The 15,681-nt window shown below is 59.3% G+C and carries 11 protein-coding genes and 1 tRNA gene; 8 read left to right on the top strand and 4 right to left on the bottom strand.

The genetic code is table 11. The features are described 5' to 3' along the window. Nucleotides 1–7 precede the first annotated feature (7 nt). The 8 genes from C6366_RS14145 (at nt 8) to C6366_RS14110 (ending at nt 8,728) form a co-directional block, all read left to right on the top strand. Complete coding sequence (locus tag C6366_RS14145) at nt 8–1,582, top strand: cobyrinic acid a,c-diamide synthase (protein ID WP_233248506.1); 1,575 nt, start codon at nt 8–10, stop codon at nt 1,580–1,582. 2 nt (nt 1,583–1,584) lie between these two features. Next, nucleotides 1,585–2,301, top strand: a complete 717-nt coding sequence (locus C6366_RS14140) for a precorrin-8X methylmutase (protein WP_107738999.1) — start codon at nt 1,585–1,587, stop codon at nt 2,299–2,301. A gap of 45 nt (nt 2,302–2,346) precedes the next feature. Further along, nucleotides 2,347–3,513 (top strand): cobalt-precorrin-5B (C(1))-methyltransferase CbiD, encoded by a 1,167-nt coding sequence (gene cbiD / locus C6366_RS14135; RefSeq protein WP_158269796.1) that lies wholly within the window; start codon nt 2,347–2,349, stop codon nt 3,511–3,513. Between the two features lie 39 nt (nt 3,514–3,552). Then, nucleotides 3,553–3,987 carry an MOSC domain-containing protein gene (locus C6366_RS14130; protein WP_107738995.1) on the top strand — a complete coding sequence of 145 codons (435 nt, stop codon included), beginning with the start codon at nt 3,553–3,555 and terminating at the stop codon, nt 3,985–3,987. Between the two features lie 164 nt (nt 3,988–4,151). After that, nucleotides 4,152–5,033, top strand: a complete 882-nt coding sequence (locus C6366_RS14125; RefSeq protein WP_107738993.1) for a patatin-like phospholipase family protein — start codon at nt 4,152–4,154, stop codon at nt 5,031–5,033. 51 nt (nt 5,034–5,084) lie between these two features. Continuing rightward, complete coding sequence (gene mutL, locus C6366_RS14120; RefSeq protein ID WP_107738991.1) at nt 5,085–7,079, top strand: DNA mismatch repair endonuclease MutL; 1,995 nt, start codon at nt 5,085–5,087, stop codon at nt 7,077–7,079. Nucleotides 7,080–7,139: 60 nt separating this feature from the next. Then, the gene (locus tag C6366_RS14115) at nt 7,140–8,567 is read left to right on the top strand and encodes an RtcB family protein (protein ID WP_107738989.1); all 1,428 of its coding nucleotides are present in this window, start codon (nt 7,140–7,142) and stop codon (nt 8,565–8,567) included. 84 nt (nt 8,568–8,651) lie between these two features. Then, nucleotides 8,652–8,728: transfer RNA gene (locus tag C6366_RS14110), tRNA-Pro, on the top strand. A gap of 120 nt (nt 8,729–8,848) precedes the next feature. Here C6366_RS14110 and C6366_RS14105 read toward each other — a convergent pair. From C6366_RS14105 to C6366_RS14090, 4 genes are all read right to left on the bottom strand, one after another. Further along, nucleotides 8,849–9,046, bottom strand: a complete 198-nt coding sequence (locus C6366_RS14105) for a tyrosine-type recombinase/integrase (protein WP_233248505.1) — start codon at nt 9,044–9,046, stop codon at nt 8,849–8,851. A 231-nt stretch (nt 9,047–9,277) separates the two neighbouring features. Beyond that, on the bottom strand, nt 9,278–11,416 hold the full coding sequence (locus tag C6366_RS14100; protein ID WP_158269795.1) for a M12 family metallo-peptidase: 2,139 nt from the start codon (nt 11,414–11,416) through the stop codon (nt 9,278–9,280). A gap of 120 nt (nt 11,417–11,536) precedes the next feature. Then, nucleotides 11,537–12,091 carry a hypothetical protein gene (locus C6366_RS14095; RefSeq protein ID WP_107738983.1) on the bottom strand — a complete coding sequence of 185 codons (555 nt, stop codon included), beginning with the start codon at nt 12,089–12,091 and terminating at the stop codon, nt 11,537–11,539. A gap of 309 nt (nt 12,092–12,400) precedes the next feature. Then, entirely contained in the window at nt 12,401–14,563 is a 2,163-nt protein-coding gene (locus C6366_RS14090; protein ID WP_107738980.1) for a choice-of-anchor Q domain-containing protein, read from the bottom strand. Between the last annotated feature and the right edge of the window lie 1,118 nt (nt 14,564–15,681).

The raw sequence follows: 15,681 nt of genomic DNA, 5'->3' as shown, positions 1-15,681 counted from the left end.
TGGCCTCATGAAACATACTCGAAGCGTTCGCCAGGCTGACAGAGGCATCATGTCGGATGGTCGGATATTCGGGCTGGTGGTGGCCGGAACCCGAAGCGGCTGCGGCAAAACCCTGGCCACCCTGGGGCTGGCGGCTGCTTTCCGAGACCGAGGCCTGCGGGTCCAGGGATTCAAGGTCGGGCCGGACTTCATTGATCCCACGCATCTGGCCGCGGTCAGCGGCCGTTTCGTTCATAATCTGGATGGCTGGATACTGAGCCGGGACATGGCTCTGGAGCTGTTTCATCGGTACGCGCTGGACGCGGACATCTGCCTGATGGAAGGGGTGATGGGCCTGTTCGACGGGGCATCCGGTTCAGAGGAGAGCGGTTCCACGGCCCAGATGGCCAAGTGGCTGGGCTTGCCCGTGATTCTTGTGGTGGACGCCCGGTCCCAGGGCCGCTCCGCCGCGGCTCTGGTGCGCGGTTTTAGGGACTTTGATCCGGAACTGCGATTGGCCGGAGTGATCTTCACCCAGGTGGGCGGGCCAAGCCATGAAGCCTTGCTCCGCGAAGCCATGGCCGCTTATGTGCCCGACCTGCCCTGCCTGGGTTTTTTGCCCCGGAGATCGGATCTGATTCTGCCATCCCGACATCTTGGGCTGTATTTGGCCGGGGATTTGGGCCGGTGCCCGGCGGAAAAGTCGCCCGAATTATTCTCCGCGAACATGTCGGAAAGAACATCGCCCCCTGACAACGAAGATCAGGAGCAGGGCTCGTTCTGGGACGCTCAACGCAGGGGAGCCCTGGCCGCATGGGCCGAACAAGGGTTGGATTTGGAGCGGATCCGGCAAATCAGCGCGCAGCCGGTCCTTGCGAGCCTCGCTTCAGCAGGCCGGGCGACGGAGTCGGTGTCGTCATCCAGGGGCCACTCCGGAGTGGCCCCTGGGATAACCATCGGAGTGGCCAGGGATCCGGCCTTTTGCTTCTATTATCAGGAAAATTTCCGTTTGCTGGAGCGGGCCGGGGCGCGGCTCGCCTTTTTTTCTCCTCTCGGGGACGAACGGCTGCCGGAAGGCGTGGCCGGATTGTACCTGGGAGGCGGCTATCCAGAACTCTATTCGGCCGGGCTGGCCGCTAACCGGGCCTTGCGCGAGGCGATTTGGGCGGCCGCCCAGGACGGGATGCCCGTTTATGCCGAATGCGGGGGCATGATGTACCTGCTATCCGAACTTGAGGGTGTGGACGGGGAGCGTTTCCCCATGGTCGGCTTTTTTCCGGGCCGGGCCAGGATGTATTCCCGGTTCCAGGCCTTGGGCTACAGAAAGGTGGAACTGCTGGACGAGGGCGTGCTCGGACCAGCCGGGACCGTGCTGCGCGGCCATGAGTTTCATTATTCCGGCCTGGAGGAGATTTCGGAAAGCGCCCGCGAACCGGCCTTTCGGGTCGCGGATCGTCGGGGTCGTGAGAGCCTGGCCGGTTTTCGACGCGGCAATGTGACGGCCTCATACGTCCACCTGCATTTCGGCTCCCATCCACCGGCCGCCGCCGCGTTCACGAGGGCCTGCGAGCGCTATGCGGCCAACCGCAACCAAAGGATCTGATCATGACCGAGTTGGAGCCGATCCCCCTGAATGCCGCCGGGCTGGATATCGAGAACGAGTCCATGCGGATCATCGACGCCGAGGTTCCGCCTCCGAGGCCCTTTGATGACGCCCAGTGGCCGGTGGTCCGGCGGATGATCCACGCCAGCGCGGATTTCGAACTCCTGGATCTGGTCCGGTTTCATCCCCGGGCCGTGGCGGGCGGGCTGGAAGCATTGCTTCGAGGTCACCCGGTGATCACGGACACCCGCATGGCTCAGGCCGGTCTGTCTCCAAGGCTGTACGCTCCCCTCGGGTGCGAGGTTCATTGCCTGATCAGCGAACCTGAAACCCTGGAGCGATCCCGGCTTGTCGGCTCCACCCGCGCCGCCGCCGCGGTGGACGTGGCGGCAGCGCGGTTCCAAGAGGCCATCTGGGTGGTGGGCAATGCGCCCACGGCCCTGCTCCGCCTTCTGGAGCTGATGCAAGGTGAAGCCGTGACTCCGGCCCTGGTCATCGGCATGCCGGTGGGGTTCGTCCAGGCCGTGGAGTCCAAACAGGCTTTGCTGGAATTCGAAAGGGCTCCCTTCATCCTGATTCGCGGCCGCAAAGGCGGTTCGGCCTTGGCCGCCGCGGCCCTGAATGCTCTGGCCGGGATGGCCTTAGCCAAAACCGAGACCAAGAGCGTGACCGAGGGGTGTCGGATTGAGGACCGCAATGGTTGCAGCCGTCCAGAATAACTATCTCCCATTACATTGCACCGCGCTATGAGTCGACGCGGCAAGGTGCGAATCGGTTTCACCACCGGGTCTTCAGCCACGGCCGCGGCCAAGGCCGGAGTGTTGTTTCTGGTGCGCGGCGTAAGGCCGAAGCGCGTCGATATTCCCTGTCCAGAGGGGCATGTTCGGCTGGTGGTCCGGCTGGAAAGTCTGGAAGTGGAAGCATCGCCGGCCGATGAGCGTATGGTCCGGGTCACGGTGCGCAAGCAGGCCGGAGACGACCCGGACGCCACCCATGACGCGGCCATTTCGGCGCGGGTGCATCTGGAGCCGTGGCCACGGCCCGAGGTCGTGGTCCGGGGAGGAAAAGGGGTGGGAACGGTCACCAGACCTGGATTGCCCGTGCCCGTGGGCCGCGCGGCCATCAATCCGGGGCCGCTGCGACAGATCCGGCGGGCTTTGCTGGAAACCCTGGAGCAGCTTGGATGCGTCGTCAGGGTTCACGTGCTGGTGGAAGTCCCTCGGGGAGAGGAACTGGCGACCAGGACCCTGAACCCCAGGCTGGGCATAGTCGGCGGGATTTCCATTCTCGGAACCCGAGGAACGGTGAAGGCCTTCAGCCATGCGGCGTGGAAAGAGACGATCATCCAATGCCTGGACGTGGCCCGGGCAGAGGGCTTGGATACCGTGGCTCTGAGTACCGGAGGGAGAGGGCAACGCTTTCTGGAAACCGTCTTGCCGCGCCTTCCCAGGGCCGCGTTCATCCAGGCCGGGGACCATCCCGGCTTTGCCATGCGCCAGGCGGCTCGACGCGGGATGCGCAAGGTGATCTGGGGGGGCTTCTGGGGCAAGCTGGTCAAAATGGCCCAAGGCCGACCGCAAACCCATGCCCGGCTCTTTGCCGTGAATCTGCCTGGCCTGGCTGATCTGGCGGCGGACTCGGGCGTAGAACGGGACGCAATCGAGAAAATCGTCCGAGCCAATACGGCCAGGGAAGCCCTGGACATTTTGCGCGGGACGGATCGTTTCGCCGTCGCGACGTGGGAAGTTCTGGTCAGGGCTCTTGGTCACTGCCGTGTCTGGAGCCGTCCCAAAGGGAGTCTCGGGGGGAGTCTCTGGGGGCGAGCATCGGTGGACGTGGAATTGATTTTATTGGACTATGACGGTCAGGTATTACACAGGACGGAACACAAGGCCTCCATCTCGACGGAGAGCCATCCGACTTCCGCCTGAGCTTCGAATCCCGATAACGACACCGGAGGAAATCAAGTCATGGGGAAAATCATCGCGGTCTGTACCAGCGCCAAAAAGGGCCAACGAAAGAAGAACATTGATCACGGCGAACTCGTGGCCGAACATGGCTTGCAAGGCGACGCCCACGCCGGGCCGTGGCATCGCCAGGTCAGCCTGTTGGCCATGGAAAGCATTCAAAAGATGCAGGCCGCCGGACTCAAGGTCGGTCCCGGAGACTTCGCCGAGAATCTGACCACTGAAGGTATCGACCTCCCCAGCCTGCCTCTGGGCACGAAGCTGCGCATCGGTTCACAAGCCGTGGGCGTGGTCACCCAGATCGGCAAGGAATGTCACACCCGATGCGCTATTTTTCACCAGGCCGGAGATTGCGTGATGCCAAAAGAAGGTATTTTTATCCGGATTCTGACTGGAGGGATCGTCCGAGTGGGGGACGTGGTGGAAATGGAAAGCTGAGGAGGGCGACAAGCCTTTCGCCAACTATCGTTGAAAAACGAGATCAGTAGAGTTTCGCTTTCCAAAGCCAGCAAACGTGGAAACCGGGCCTGGGTTCTCGGGTTCGTTGACAAAAATTCTTCATCCCGCACAATATTTATCATCGTCTCGACAGGCAACGTTTCATGACCGGAGACACCACTTCCACCTGCCCGCGCAACTCACGCGTCCCTCGTGTCCCTCGTGCCTTGGACGAATTGCGTTCCGCGGGCCTGGGGCTCGTCTTGGGCGGAGGAGCGGCCCGAGGATTCGCCCACATCGGATTTCTTCAGGAGTTGAGCCGGGCCGGGTTGCGTCCGGCTTGTCTTGCCGGCTCAAGCATCGGCGCGTTTATCGGCGCGGTCTATGCCGGAGGGGATTGGCCGCGCTTCGTGGACCGGGCCCTGACGCTGCAACGGCTGGACCTGCTGCGCATGGTCGATCCCGTTTTGATGAAGTGCGGGCTGATGGACGGGGACAAAATCCTGGAGTTTCTGGCCGGCTTCCTGCGCGTCGAGAATCTGGAGGAATGCGACCCGCCACTGGCCGTCAACGCTACGGACGCAGTCACCGGTGAGGAAGTGGTCGTCACCTCCGGCCCGATCATCCCGGCGGTGCGGGCCAGCATCGCCTTGCCGGGCATGTTCACTCCGGGCAAGATCGGAGACCGGCTTCTGTTGGACGGGGGACTGATCAACCCTCTGCCGGTCAACCTTTGCCGCGGGATGGGGGCCGATGTGGTGGTGGCCGTGGACCTCAACGCCCATGTTCTCGAAACCGGAGGGTGCTCGGCCGATCTCATCGCCGCGGGCCGCAAGCCCGGCCTGATTTCCGTGCTGATCCACAGCATGTACATTATGCAGCGAACCGTGAACCTGATGCGCCTGGAAAAGGAACCGCCCGACTTTCTGATTCAGCCGGAGTTGCGTGACTTTCGGTTGCTGGATTTTTTTAAGGGTCCGGCTTGTGCCGAAGCCGGAGCCCGGGCGGCCCGCGAATTTCTGCGCGACCTGGAATGTTCTGTTTGAATCCGATGAACCACAAGAACAACGCGGACCAGCCACGCGCCACGCCGACATATGCCTGATCACAACCCCTCCATCCGCATCCTGCCCCCGGAACTGCAAAACCAGATCGCCGCCGGCGAAGTGGTGGAGCGTCCTGCCAGCGTGCTCAAGGAACTTCTGGAAAACAGTCTGGATGCCGGCGCGACGCGGATTCAGGTCATGGTGGACCGCGGCGGCCAGGGACTGATCCAGGTCCAGGACGACGGGTTCGGCATCGCACCGGACCAACTGGAACTGGCCGTGACCCGGCATGCCACCAGCAAGATTCTCAGCAGCGAAGACCTGTTCTCTCTAAACAGCTTCGGATTTCGGGGCGAGGCCCTGCCCAGCATCGCCTCGGTCTCGCGCTTGCGTCTGGCCTCCCTGGCTCGAGGGGCGGAAACGGCTACGTTCATCGATGTGGACGCCGGGCGCGTCGTCGGAAACGGTCCCGCCGCCTTACCCGCGGGCACCCGGGTGGAGGTCCGGGATCTGTTCGTCAATGTCCCGGCCAGACTGAAATTCCTCAAGACCACCACCACCGAGGGCAAGCGCTGCCAGGACGTTTTCTGCAGACTGGCCCTGGCCCATCTCGGCGTGCATTTCGAATACACGGTGGGCGGTCGAACGGCCTTGAACCTGCCGCCCACCGGGGACCTGCGGCGACGCCTGGCCGCGATCTGGCCGCCCGCTGTCACGGACGCGCTGCTGGAAGTGGACCTGGTCCGCGACGGACAGCGCCTGCGCGGTATGGTCGGCTCGCCGGGTACGGCCCAGGGTCAGGCGGACCGGATGCTGCTGTACGTCAACCTGCGTCCGGTGCAGGACAAGCTCCTGCTGCGCGCGGTCCGGGACGCCTACCAGGGGCGGCTGCTGTCCCGGGAGTACCCCCAGACGGCCTTGTTCCTGGAAATTCCGCCGGAGGAGGTGGACGTCAACGTCCATCCGGCCAAGTCCGAGGTCCGGTTCCGCGACCAGAAGGCCATCTTCTCCCTGGTCCGCGCCGCGGTGGCCCAGGCCCTGGAGCGTGCCGAACCCAAGACGTTCTCCGTGGCCCCTGCCGCCACCGAACCGCCTGAAGACGAGGTCTCCGCGGATCGCCCCGTGGATCGGGCCTTCGGCCAATCCCCAAACGGTCTCCCAAGTAACCCAGGAGCCGCTTTCTCCTCAGGAGGCTCTCCGACCAGCAATGTCGTCTACTCGGAAGACCCGAGTGCGCAGAGCCGCCCCAAATTTTCCACCCTCCGCGAATACCAACGGCTTTTCCCTACGGACTCGCTGCCTCTTTCAGGCCCGGTCGGGACGGTGGAAGCGCCCCGGGACCGCGCGGAAGCGATCGAGCCGATGATCCGGCCCTCCTCCGTCGGCCACTCCCCGCAACCACTTGGGCCGTCCGGTCCTGATTCAGCCGGCGTTCAGTACCTGGGGCAGGTGCTGAACACCTATCTGGTCCTGGCCACCGCCGAAGGATTGCTTCTGGTGGACCAGCACGCGGCCCACGAACGGATTCTGTTTCAGCGTTTGCGCCATTCCGCCCGTCCGCTGCCCCGTGATCTGCTGATCCCCTTGGAACTGTCCCTGCACCCGGCTCAGCAGGAAGCCCTGGAACAGCTCTGGACGACCTTGCCGGAAATCGGGTTCCGCCTGGAGAATCCCCGGCCCGGCCTATTGCTTGTTCGCGGTCTACCCGAACATTTGGCCACCGGCGCGGCCAAGGAATTTCTTCTGGATCTGCTCAACGAGCAACCCGCTGACCTTGATTTGGGCCACGACCCGGACCAAGCACAAAAATCGGATCCGGAGACGGACCCGGCCCGGTCCCTCTCCCGCAAGCTGGACCCGATCTGGTCCCTGATGGCCTGCAAAAGCGCCATTACCGCCGGTCAGGAGTTGGATCGCTCCGAAGCGTTGCACCTGCTGGACGCCTGGCTGAACTGCATGGACCGCGCTTTTTGCCCTCATGGACGCCCTATTACCGTCCGTCTGGGGGTTAATGAGCTGGAGAAGCTGTTCAAGCGCAAGGGGTGACAGGCCCAGGTTTTTGAACAGACTGTCGGCAATGTACTTCCTCAAGACTCAGGTAACCCGATGGACCTCAAGTCATTGACCCGGATTTCCCCCTGGGTGTGGGAGCTGCCGCGAAGCGGGGCGATGCGCGTTCCGGCCCGGATTGTCGGAGATCGCGCCCTGGTCGCGGACATGGACGAGGCCGTGGCCCGGCAACTGACCAATGTGGCCGCCCTGCCCGGCATCGTCGAGGCGGCCCTGGCCATGCCGGACGCCCACAGCGGGTTCGGCTTTCCCATCGGCGGAGTGGCGGCTTTCGACCCGGACCGGGACGGGGTTATCTGCATGGGGGGAGTGGGCTACGACATCGCTTGCGGGGTCCGGGTTCTGCACACGGGCATGCACCGGGAAGAGATCCTGCCGCACCTGGAGGCGTTGCTGCATGCGCTGCAGCTTCTGGTTCCCGCGGGGGTGGGCAAGGGGGGCAATATGTCCCTCACGGCCCGCGAGGTGGACCGGGTGTTGACTCAAGGGGTCCGGTGGGCGGTGAGCCGGGGATACGGAGAACAGGGGGAGTTGGAGCGACTGGAAGACGGCGGGACCATGCCCGGCGCGGACCCGGACCAGGTCTCCGCCGTAGCCCGTCAACGCGAAAAGCGTCAGCTCGGCACCCTGGGGTCCGGCAATCACTACCTGGAAATCCAGGTCGTGGAGGAGGTGTTGGAGCCGAATGCGGCCCGGGTCCTGGGCGTGGCCTCGGGCGACGTTTTGCTCTCCGTGCATTGCGGCTCCCGGGGGCTGGGGCACCAGATCGGCACGGACTTCATCCATGTCCTGGGTCAGGCGGCCCGCAAATACGGCATCCCCGTGCCGGAGAAAGAGCTGGTCTCCGCCCCGATCCGCTCCCCGGAGGGCGAGCGATATTTCTCGGCCATGGCCTGCGGCGCCAACTACGCCATGGCCAACCGCCAGGTGATCGTCCATCAGATCCGGGATGCCTTTGCCCGGATTCTTCCCCAGGCCGCCTTGCGCACGCTGTTCGAGATCAACCACAACACCTGCCGCAAGGAGCGCCATCCGGTCCAGACGGCCACGAAAACCTTGTTCGTGCACCGTAAGGGCGCCACCCGAGCCTTTGGCCCCGGCGATCCCCAAGTCCCGCCTACGTTTCGGACCATCGGCCAACCCGTGCTGGTGGGCGGGAGCATGGGCACGGCATCCTATATCCTGGTCGGCCAGGAAACCAGCCGGGCTACCTTCGCCTCCACCTGTCACGGCGCGGGCCGGGCCCTGAGCCGCTCCCAGGCCCTGAAGCTGGCCAAAGGCCGGGACGTTCTGGATGCTCTGGCCTCCCAGGGCATCCTGATCCAGTCCAACCACCTCAAGGGCCTGGCCGAGGAAGCACCCGCGGCCTACAAGGACATCCACCAGGTGGTCGAAGCCACGGCCCAGGCCGGCCTGACCGCCAAAGTCGCCCGCCTCGCGCCCCTGGCCTGCCTCAAAGGCTGACGACTCGGTTTCGAGAGAACCGCATTTTTGCGCCAGGGCTGATTGACAGCCGGAGGATGAATGGCGTAAAGAATTCTTTTTTGACGGGATGTAGCGCAGACTGGGAGCGCACCTGAATGGGGTTCAGGGGGTCGGAGGTTCAAATCCTCTCATCCCGACCAGAATTTCAAAGGGTTTCGGTAGATTGCCGAAACCCTTTTTTTGTTTGAAAAAGCTTTTTTTAGGTTTGTGTCAGCAATGTGTCCGCTATTCCGAAAAAGGCAAGTCTTTCCTGAAAGGGTTTAAGAAGTCTTCCCGTAGTGTTCCGCCAGGGCGGCTTGCATGGGGTTTTCGCCGCCTGCTTCCAGATGGGAGTAACGGTCCGTCATGCGAAGCGTCTTGTGACCGATCATCTCTTTAGCGTGCTTGAGCGTACCACCCGCCATAAGGATATTCGAGCAGAAGGTGTGCCGGTTGTCGTGGAAGTGGAAGTTGGTCAAACCCAATTCCCGGCAGACGCTTTGCCAAGCCGACTTAAAGCCGGGTTCGACGAATTAGTTTCGATAATGGTTTTTGAGAAGCTTTCAAGCCACTGTTCACCGTCAATCACGTTTTTTCTATTTATCATTCTCAAAAACTTTCCTTTTTGAGAATGATTCTAGCAAAATAGTAGCCCTCCCGGATTGCCCCGAACAGGCTGTTTCTTTTTTTCAGCAAATCATCAATGCAATCTACTCATCATCAAGCAACAGCATCAGCACTCCTGGCAAAACTATTGGCCTGCCTTCTGACTGCGTAAAGCTGAAGCTGACGGAGCAGTTAGAAGTGATCGTCCCAGTGGTGTAGGTATTACCGCTGAAGGAGCCAACCGGGCAGGTGCCGCCCACCGTGCCGTGGGAATAGCCGGTTTGCGGGGTTACGGTGAAGGTGGTTGTGGAGCCGTTACCTACATTTCGTGAAGTTGGAGAGACGGTTCCGCCAGACCCAGTCGTTGCTGAAACAATATACTGTAATGTGCTGTAGCTAACGTAATCAACCCAACCTGCGTCTGTCCCACTATCCAAGCTCCCGTCCTTGGAATACTCCCATTTCAAAGTATGGGTTCCCGAAGGGATATCGTAGGACTTCTCTTGCCAATTCACCGTGCCGCTGATTCGGTCTTGCCGTGTACTGCCAAGATAAAAACTCAACCAGTCGTAGTTGGCTTCCGAAGATACACGCCAGTGGAATCGAAGTGTTCCAGGCCCGGTGACAGTGGTTTCTAACCAGGTTTGCTGGTTGTGGCTAATAGACCCGCTTTGGGCGGCGCTGCCGCCATGATGGGCTACGGAAGACTGACAGCTCCAGTTGGCGTTGCCGCCGGTTGTCCAGATCAGGCTTGTGTTGTCAAGGCATGTGCCCAAGTTGGCAGGCGGTTGCACTCCCGTCCCAGAACAGGCCGTGGTGTGTGTTCCGCTGGTCCTGTCGGAATTGACGGTGATCGTTCCGGAATAGACCTGGGCCGTGGCAGGACTGAAGGTCACGGTCACGTTGCTGGAGCCGCCAGCCGGAATGGACCCGCTCCAGGCCCCGCTGAAGCCAATGGGGTAACTGATGGAATTGACAGTGAGAGATGAATTGCCGTCGTTGTGAATTGTTAGGGTTCGCGTGGTGCTCTGATTAACGGTCACGTTGCCAAAAGTCATGTCGCCGGTAAGGCGGATGATTCTGGTATTATCAGTACTATAATTCGCCGTCACCGTCTTGTTGCCCGTCATGTTGACCGTGCAGGTCCGGGCGGACTGGTTCGTGGAATCGCATCCTGTCCAGGATGAAAAGCTCATACTCTCGCTGGTTGCTGGCGCGGTCAAGGTGATAGACGTGCCGCTGGTGATATTCGTTTTAGTGTAGCTGGTCGTGCCGCCGTAGCTGGGTGGGTTGCTGGTAATCGAAACAGAGGTTGCGCCGGAAGAGTTTACGGAAAGACTTGTAGTTGTTGGCACGGAAGGACGGTAGTTAGCAATAACGTCCTTTGTTTCTCGCAAGATACGGGCATTATCCCCGTCCGCAGCATGCCCGGCAACCGTGCCCTGCCAAGTCTTCAATGGCGTGGAAAACAAGGGAGCCGACTGGTAAAAGTTCCCGTGGCCATCAAAATTATAAGCCATGATCGTATGGTATTTCACACTGTTCGTCCCGGTGAAGTACCAACCGGCAGAGTATTGATTGTCAAGCCACTGGTTTGGTCCCGGACTGGCCGTCTGGTGCTTGGAGTGGTGAGCTCCCATGTTGTGGCCCACTTCGTGAGTCAGGGTGTGACTCTGGGCCACGGAGCGAATGGCGTTGACCGTGAAGGCAGAGCTGGGCTGACCTGACCAGGCGGTCAACAGATAGCCGATACCTACAGACCCGTAAGCGGAGCCGGTATCCACAAGCATGGCCACGAGGTCCGCTCCGTACTCGTTTCGGGCCGTATGCACAGCTGCCAGATTGCCACTGCCCTGTTGAAGGTTGCTCAGGTCAGTGGACAGGGAGGAAGTCGTCGTATAGCTCGCGGACATGGCATGGACCAAGCGAAAAGTCGCATCCACATCGCTGTTCTGCATGGCTTGGTTCATCCGGCTGACCGCATCAAGAGAAAAAGCCTCCATGCCGCCGTTGGCGGACACCCAGGTCGTTGCTGAAGTGTCGTAGACCAGCAGGATGTCGATGATCGTGGCCCGAGCCAGGCTTGGGATAAGTGTGAGCAATACGAACAGCAGGAACAGGCCTGCCAGTCCGGCTCTTAACGGGTGATATCGACTGAATTTAACCAGATCTCCTTCTATCTGGTTCATTTTTTTCTGGAAACGACGCCTTCGTTCGGGATGATTAAGAACTGGTTGATTCATTGACGTCCTTCTCCTGATGTCAAAACGGAGACTCGTCTCTAGCAAGGTCAGATCCCAATGTCTGCCTGGCTTGCGGTGTTCTTCCGTGGTCGTGCTATCCATAAGAATGGAGGAAATGCCCTACGGAGTCGGGATGAGCGGAGGCAGATATTCAATTGGCGGCGTTTTGGTCAGGTCGATTTCCGTGACCGCGCCCAAACCTGTTCCGGTATTGCCCACCACCCGGTACAGCGTCGCCGTGTCCAGGTCCTGGAACGTAATCAGGTAACTGTCCCTGGTCACGGTCATCGTGAACGTGGACAGATCCAGGTCTTCCGTACGACCGCCCAGGGTCATGGCGTCAGGTCCGTGACGGGTATCGGAATCAATGCCAACCGTGTATTCCTTGTCCGAAAAAAACGCCACGGACAGCGCGACATCCCGGAAGGACGCGGCCGCAGCAGCCTGTTTCCCACTCACTTCCGCCGGGGGTAGAAAAACACTCACGGCAAGAACAACCGTCCCGACCCTGATAATGTAGGGCTTATCCGTCGCTTCAAGCGTTTGGGAGTCCCCGGTCATTTGCCGCGGTGTAGCCGAAGGCCAGAGCGCGCGAATGCGTTCCTCTTCGGCATACCCCGAGACACACAGCAGGAGCATCAGTGATAGAAGAGGGGGAATGATTCTACGGAGCATGCGTATTCCTTAAAAAGTTGGGTACAAGTGAGCTGAAGTTCCCCATATTATTGCCAGCCCATCAAGCTTAGCAGGGCGGAAACGATAGATTGTTACCCCGGGTTTGCGCACGTACGGGCAAGAGGTGCGATAATCATCGCTCATGATGGCCTATGTGAACTCCCTGTGGACATCGGAGAAGGCATAATGACTACGGCCCTTCACGACGGCATGTCGCAGGCTTGGAGTTTTTTTTGGGGTCGTTTCAGAAGGCGAAAAATAAAGCACGATAATTTATTCCGCAGCGATTTTAATCGTTCAATTGCCGGGCTACTCGTCCAGAAGCAGCATCAGCACCCCCGGCAGAGTCTTGGGCCGGACATTGGCCGTAAGGTTGCGGTTTCTGATGGCCGTGAAGGAATACTGCTCATCCGTTGAGACCACGCAGTGCCCCGTCAGCCCGGGCCAGGTTTCGATCCAATTGGACAGGGCAAAGCCCTGGTTGGGCTGAGCTGTCATGGTTACGTATGCCCCGTTGTTGTATGGGCCAGAGCCGGCTACGCTTCCATAGTTCGCGGGGCTGGCGGCCCCCGTGATGGTGTACTGACTCTGCACCTGACTGAAATTGGCCCGCAGGGTGCGGTCTGACATTAGCCTGAAAGAATAACTGGCGCTACAGGAAACGACTTGGTTGCCTTCGGTCCAGTTGACAAAGACATATCCTGGATTTGCCGATGCATTCAATGTAACGGTCGAGCCGGCCATGTGAGAGCCTGTCCCGGTTACTGTGCCGCCCCCAGGGGGAGCAATCCCTGCTCCCACGGTATGTTCATAATATAATTCATAGGGGCCCATGTCATATCTGCTACCAATTGGACGCGGCAGATTGTCCAGGTCAGATGAGAGGCCAGAGGAGCAGGCGTCAATCGCAGGAGAGCCTGCCTGCAGATGGTAATCCTGGCCGGCACCGGGGGATACAAAGAGGGGATCAGAATTGGCCCCGGCATTTCCGCTATTATCAATGTTGCAACTGGCGTGAACTGGTGAACTGACAAATCCTAGATTTCCACCATTTCCCCAGGCGATGCTGTTGGTGGCTGAAGTGGCAACCCCGGAAAATCCGGCACCGCCGACATTGTCGGCCAGGGTCGTGTGGGATATTGTAAAATCTCCATTCTGCCTGCGAATCCCTGCTCCTAAAGGATGGATCACTGTGTTGTGATGTATTAAACAATTAGAAACATTGGCTGAAGCACTGACACCTGTCTGATAGATCGCGCCACCGTAATAGGCACTGTTATGATGCAGATAGGAATAGGCTATAGTCAGGGTCCCATTGTTCTGGTGTATCGCTCCTCCTTTTCCAAAATCGCCGGCAATGTTTTCACGCAGCCTAGTATCGGAGATGTTGATGGTGTTCGTTCCATAAGCCATGATTCCTCCTCCATTGCCGTTAAGGCCGGCATTGCCAAGGGCGTGGTTACCGGCAATGACGGAATGGTTCAGAACATCGAGGACGCTGGGCTCCGACAAATTGATGCCACCTCCGTTAAAGGTCGCTGTGTTATAAAGCACCTGGCTGTTGTTCAATGTCACCTTGCTGTTTTCAGCGAATATCCCGCCTCCGAGAGAGGCACTGTTCTGGTAAACATTGGACGAATGAGTCAGAATGATCTCACCGCCATCAAGGACGTGGATTCCGCCGCCGCGTCCCTCGGCAGCAGTGGCCTGATTGTTTCCGACATGCCCCGGACGCATTTCCAGTACGCCGCCCGGTACAGAGACCCCGCCGCCGTTGGGCGCAGTGTTATGGGTGATGCCGCCGGACACACTGTTCACCACCAGCCTGCCCCAAACCCGGGCGCCGCCGCCGCCAAACGTTGCAGTGTTGTACTCGATACGTGTGCCGTTGATCAGGGTCACGATGGATCTTGATCCGACGTAAAGCCCGGCTCCCCAGCTTCCCGTGTTGCCGGCGATGCGGACATTGTCCAACGTAGCCTGGCTGCTTAACGCGGACCCTGAATCAATATCCACCCCGCCACCGATGGCATTGCCGCCGGTAATGTGCAGGTTGCGTAACGTCACCGCGCTGTTGCGTATATCTACCACACTCTTTGCATCGTCGGCTTTAATGGTGGTTCTGGCGGAGGAACCGCTGACGCAGCCGCTGTAGCCGCCCTGAAGTGTCAGATCTTTTAGGATAGTGATATTCTCAGTAAATGTGCGTGTGCCTTCAAGCATCAGCGTGTCACCGGGGTTGGCCGCAGCAATAGCGCTGGCAATCGTCGCGTAGGTGCAGCCGTTTCCTACCGTCAGAGTCGCGGGCGGTCCGGAGCGTGGCGAAAACGTAGGCATGTCCGGGACAGCTTCAGGATAACTGCCTTCGGTGCGGTCACCTTCTGCCGGTACTATCGTGATTTGGGCCATTGCCGCGGTGCTCAGGGCAAGGAATAGCAGTGCCGTGGTAACAAGGAAAAGATATTTTTTCATGTGCGCACCTCGCTTTGTTGTGTCGTATCATGCCGGGCAAGAGAATGTTGCAGGGCCAGGGATTACTTCAAACAACGCCCGGTCTGCCGGAGCCCGGGATAAAAAAAGCCCGCTGACACCGGATAAGCGGCAAAAGCGGGCGAAACTGGTGAACCATGTCTGCAAGAAGGCGGCAGAGGATTCCACAGCAAGGGATTGAACCAGCCGGACGAGCGTTGGGCTGAACTCAGCGGCGGGTGGTGATAAATGGAAGAAAGAATTGGCACGAAATTTCTTATCTGTCAGAAATGTTCTTCTGCCTCATTTCGATTTTCGGCAGTCTTGAAAAAATTCTCGCGTTTATTGCAGCTATTGGCAATTAGGTCAACCCATGCGTCGCCGTCGCCATGAAGAACGTAGCGTGTGCAAGATCTTTGATCTTACGCTGTTGCTCTTGATTCCGTTGTTGCTCTGTTCCCGTTTCAGTCTGCATTTCTATCAAAATACGCAGAAATTTTTGATATTGCCTGACACGTTGACTCAAGCCCCGTTCAACAGGGAAGAGAATTTCTAGGTCGAGGTGGTCTTAGCCAAATTGTTGTATCCCTCCAGGCTCTTCCATTCGCAACAGCCCAATGAGCCGACAAAAAACAGTGGGTCGAGGCGACACCCGCCCGTTTTCGTTGCCACTACGGGAATGTCTGTGAATGAGACAAAATGGTCGTTTTGATGTGGTGCTGGAAAAAATGAAGATAATAATATCAATTTTTTACAGGAAGGTCTCATAGGCAGAGTTCAGGGGGTCGGAGGTTCAAATCCTCTCATCCCGACCAGCAAGATCAAGGGGTTAAGCTTACAAAGCTTAACCCCTTTTTGCGTTAAGAAGGCTTTGGCCCCGCTATAGCCCCGTCTTTGTATGTCAGGAGTTTAACAGATTGAACGTCATTTTTTTTGAAAACGCAAGTGATTTCGGTGTGTTAAGTCGCCAATTCCTGTAAGACCCCACTGCTCACTCCGTAGCCCATGGCCTTCAGTATCTGGGCCTGGGCGTCGCTTGGTTCCTCAAGCTTGCGGGTCGCTTTTCGTGCCCCGGCATTCCAACAAAGACATGAATGGAGTGTGCGCATCTGCTGCATTGT

This window comes from Desulfonatronum sp. SC1, from assembly GCF_003046795.1.
Classification (GTDB): domain Bacteria; phylum Desulfobacterota; class Desulfovibrionia; order Desulfovibrionales; family Desulfonatronaceae; genus Desulfonatronum.
This window is presented reverse-complemented; position numbering and strand designations above follow the sequence as displayed.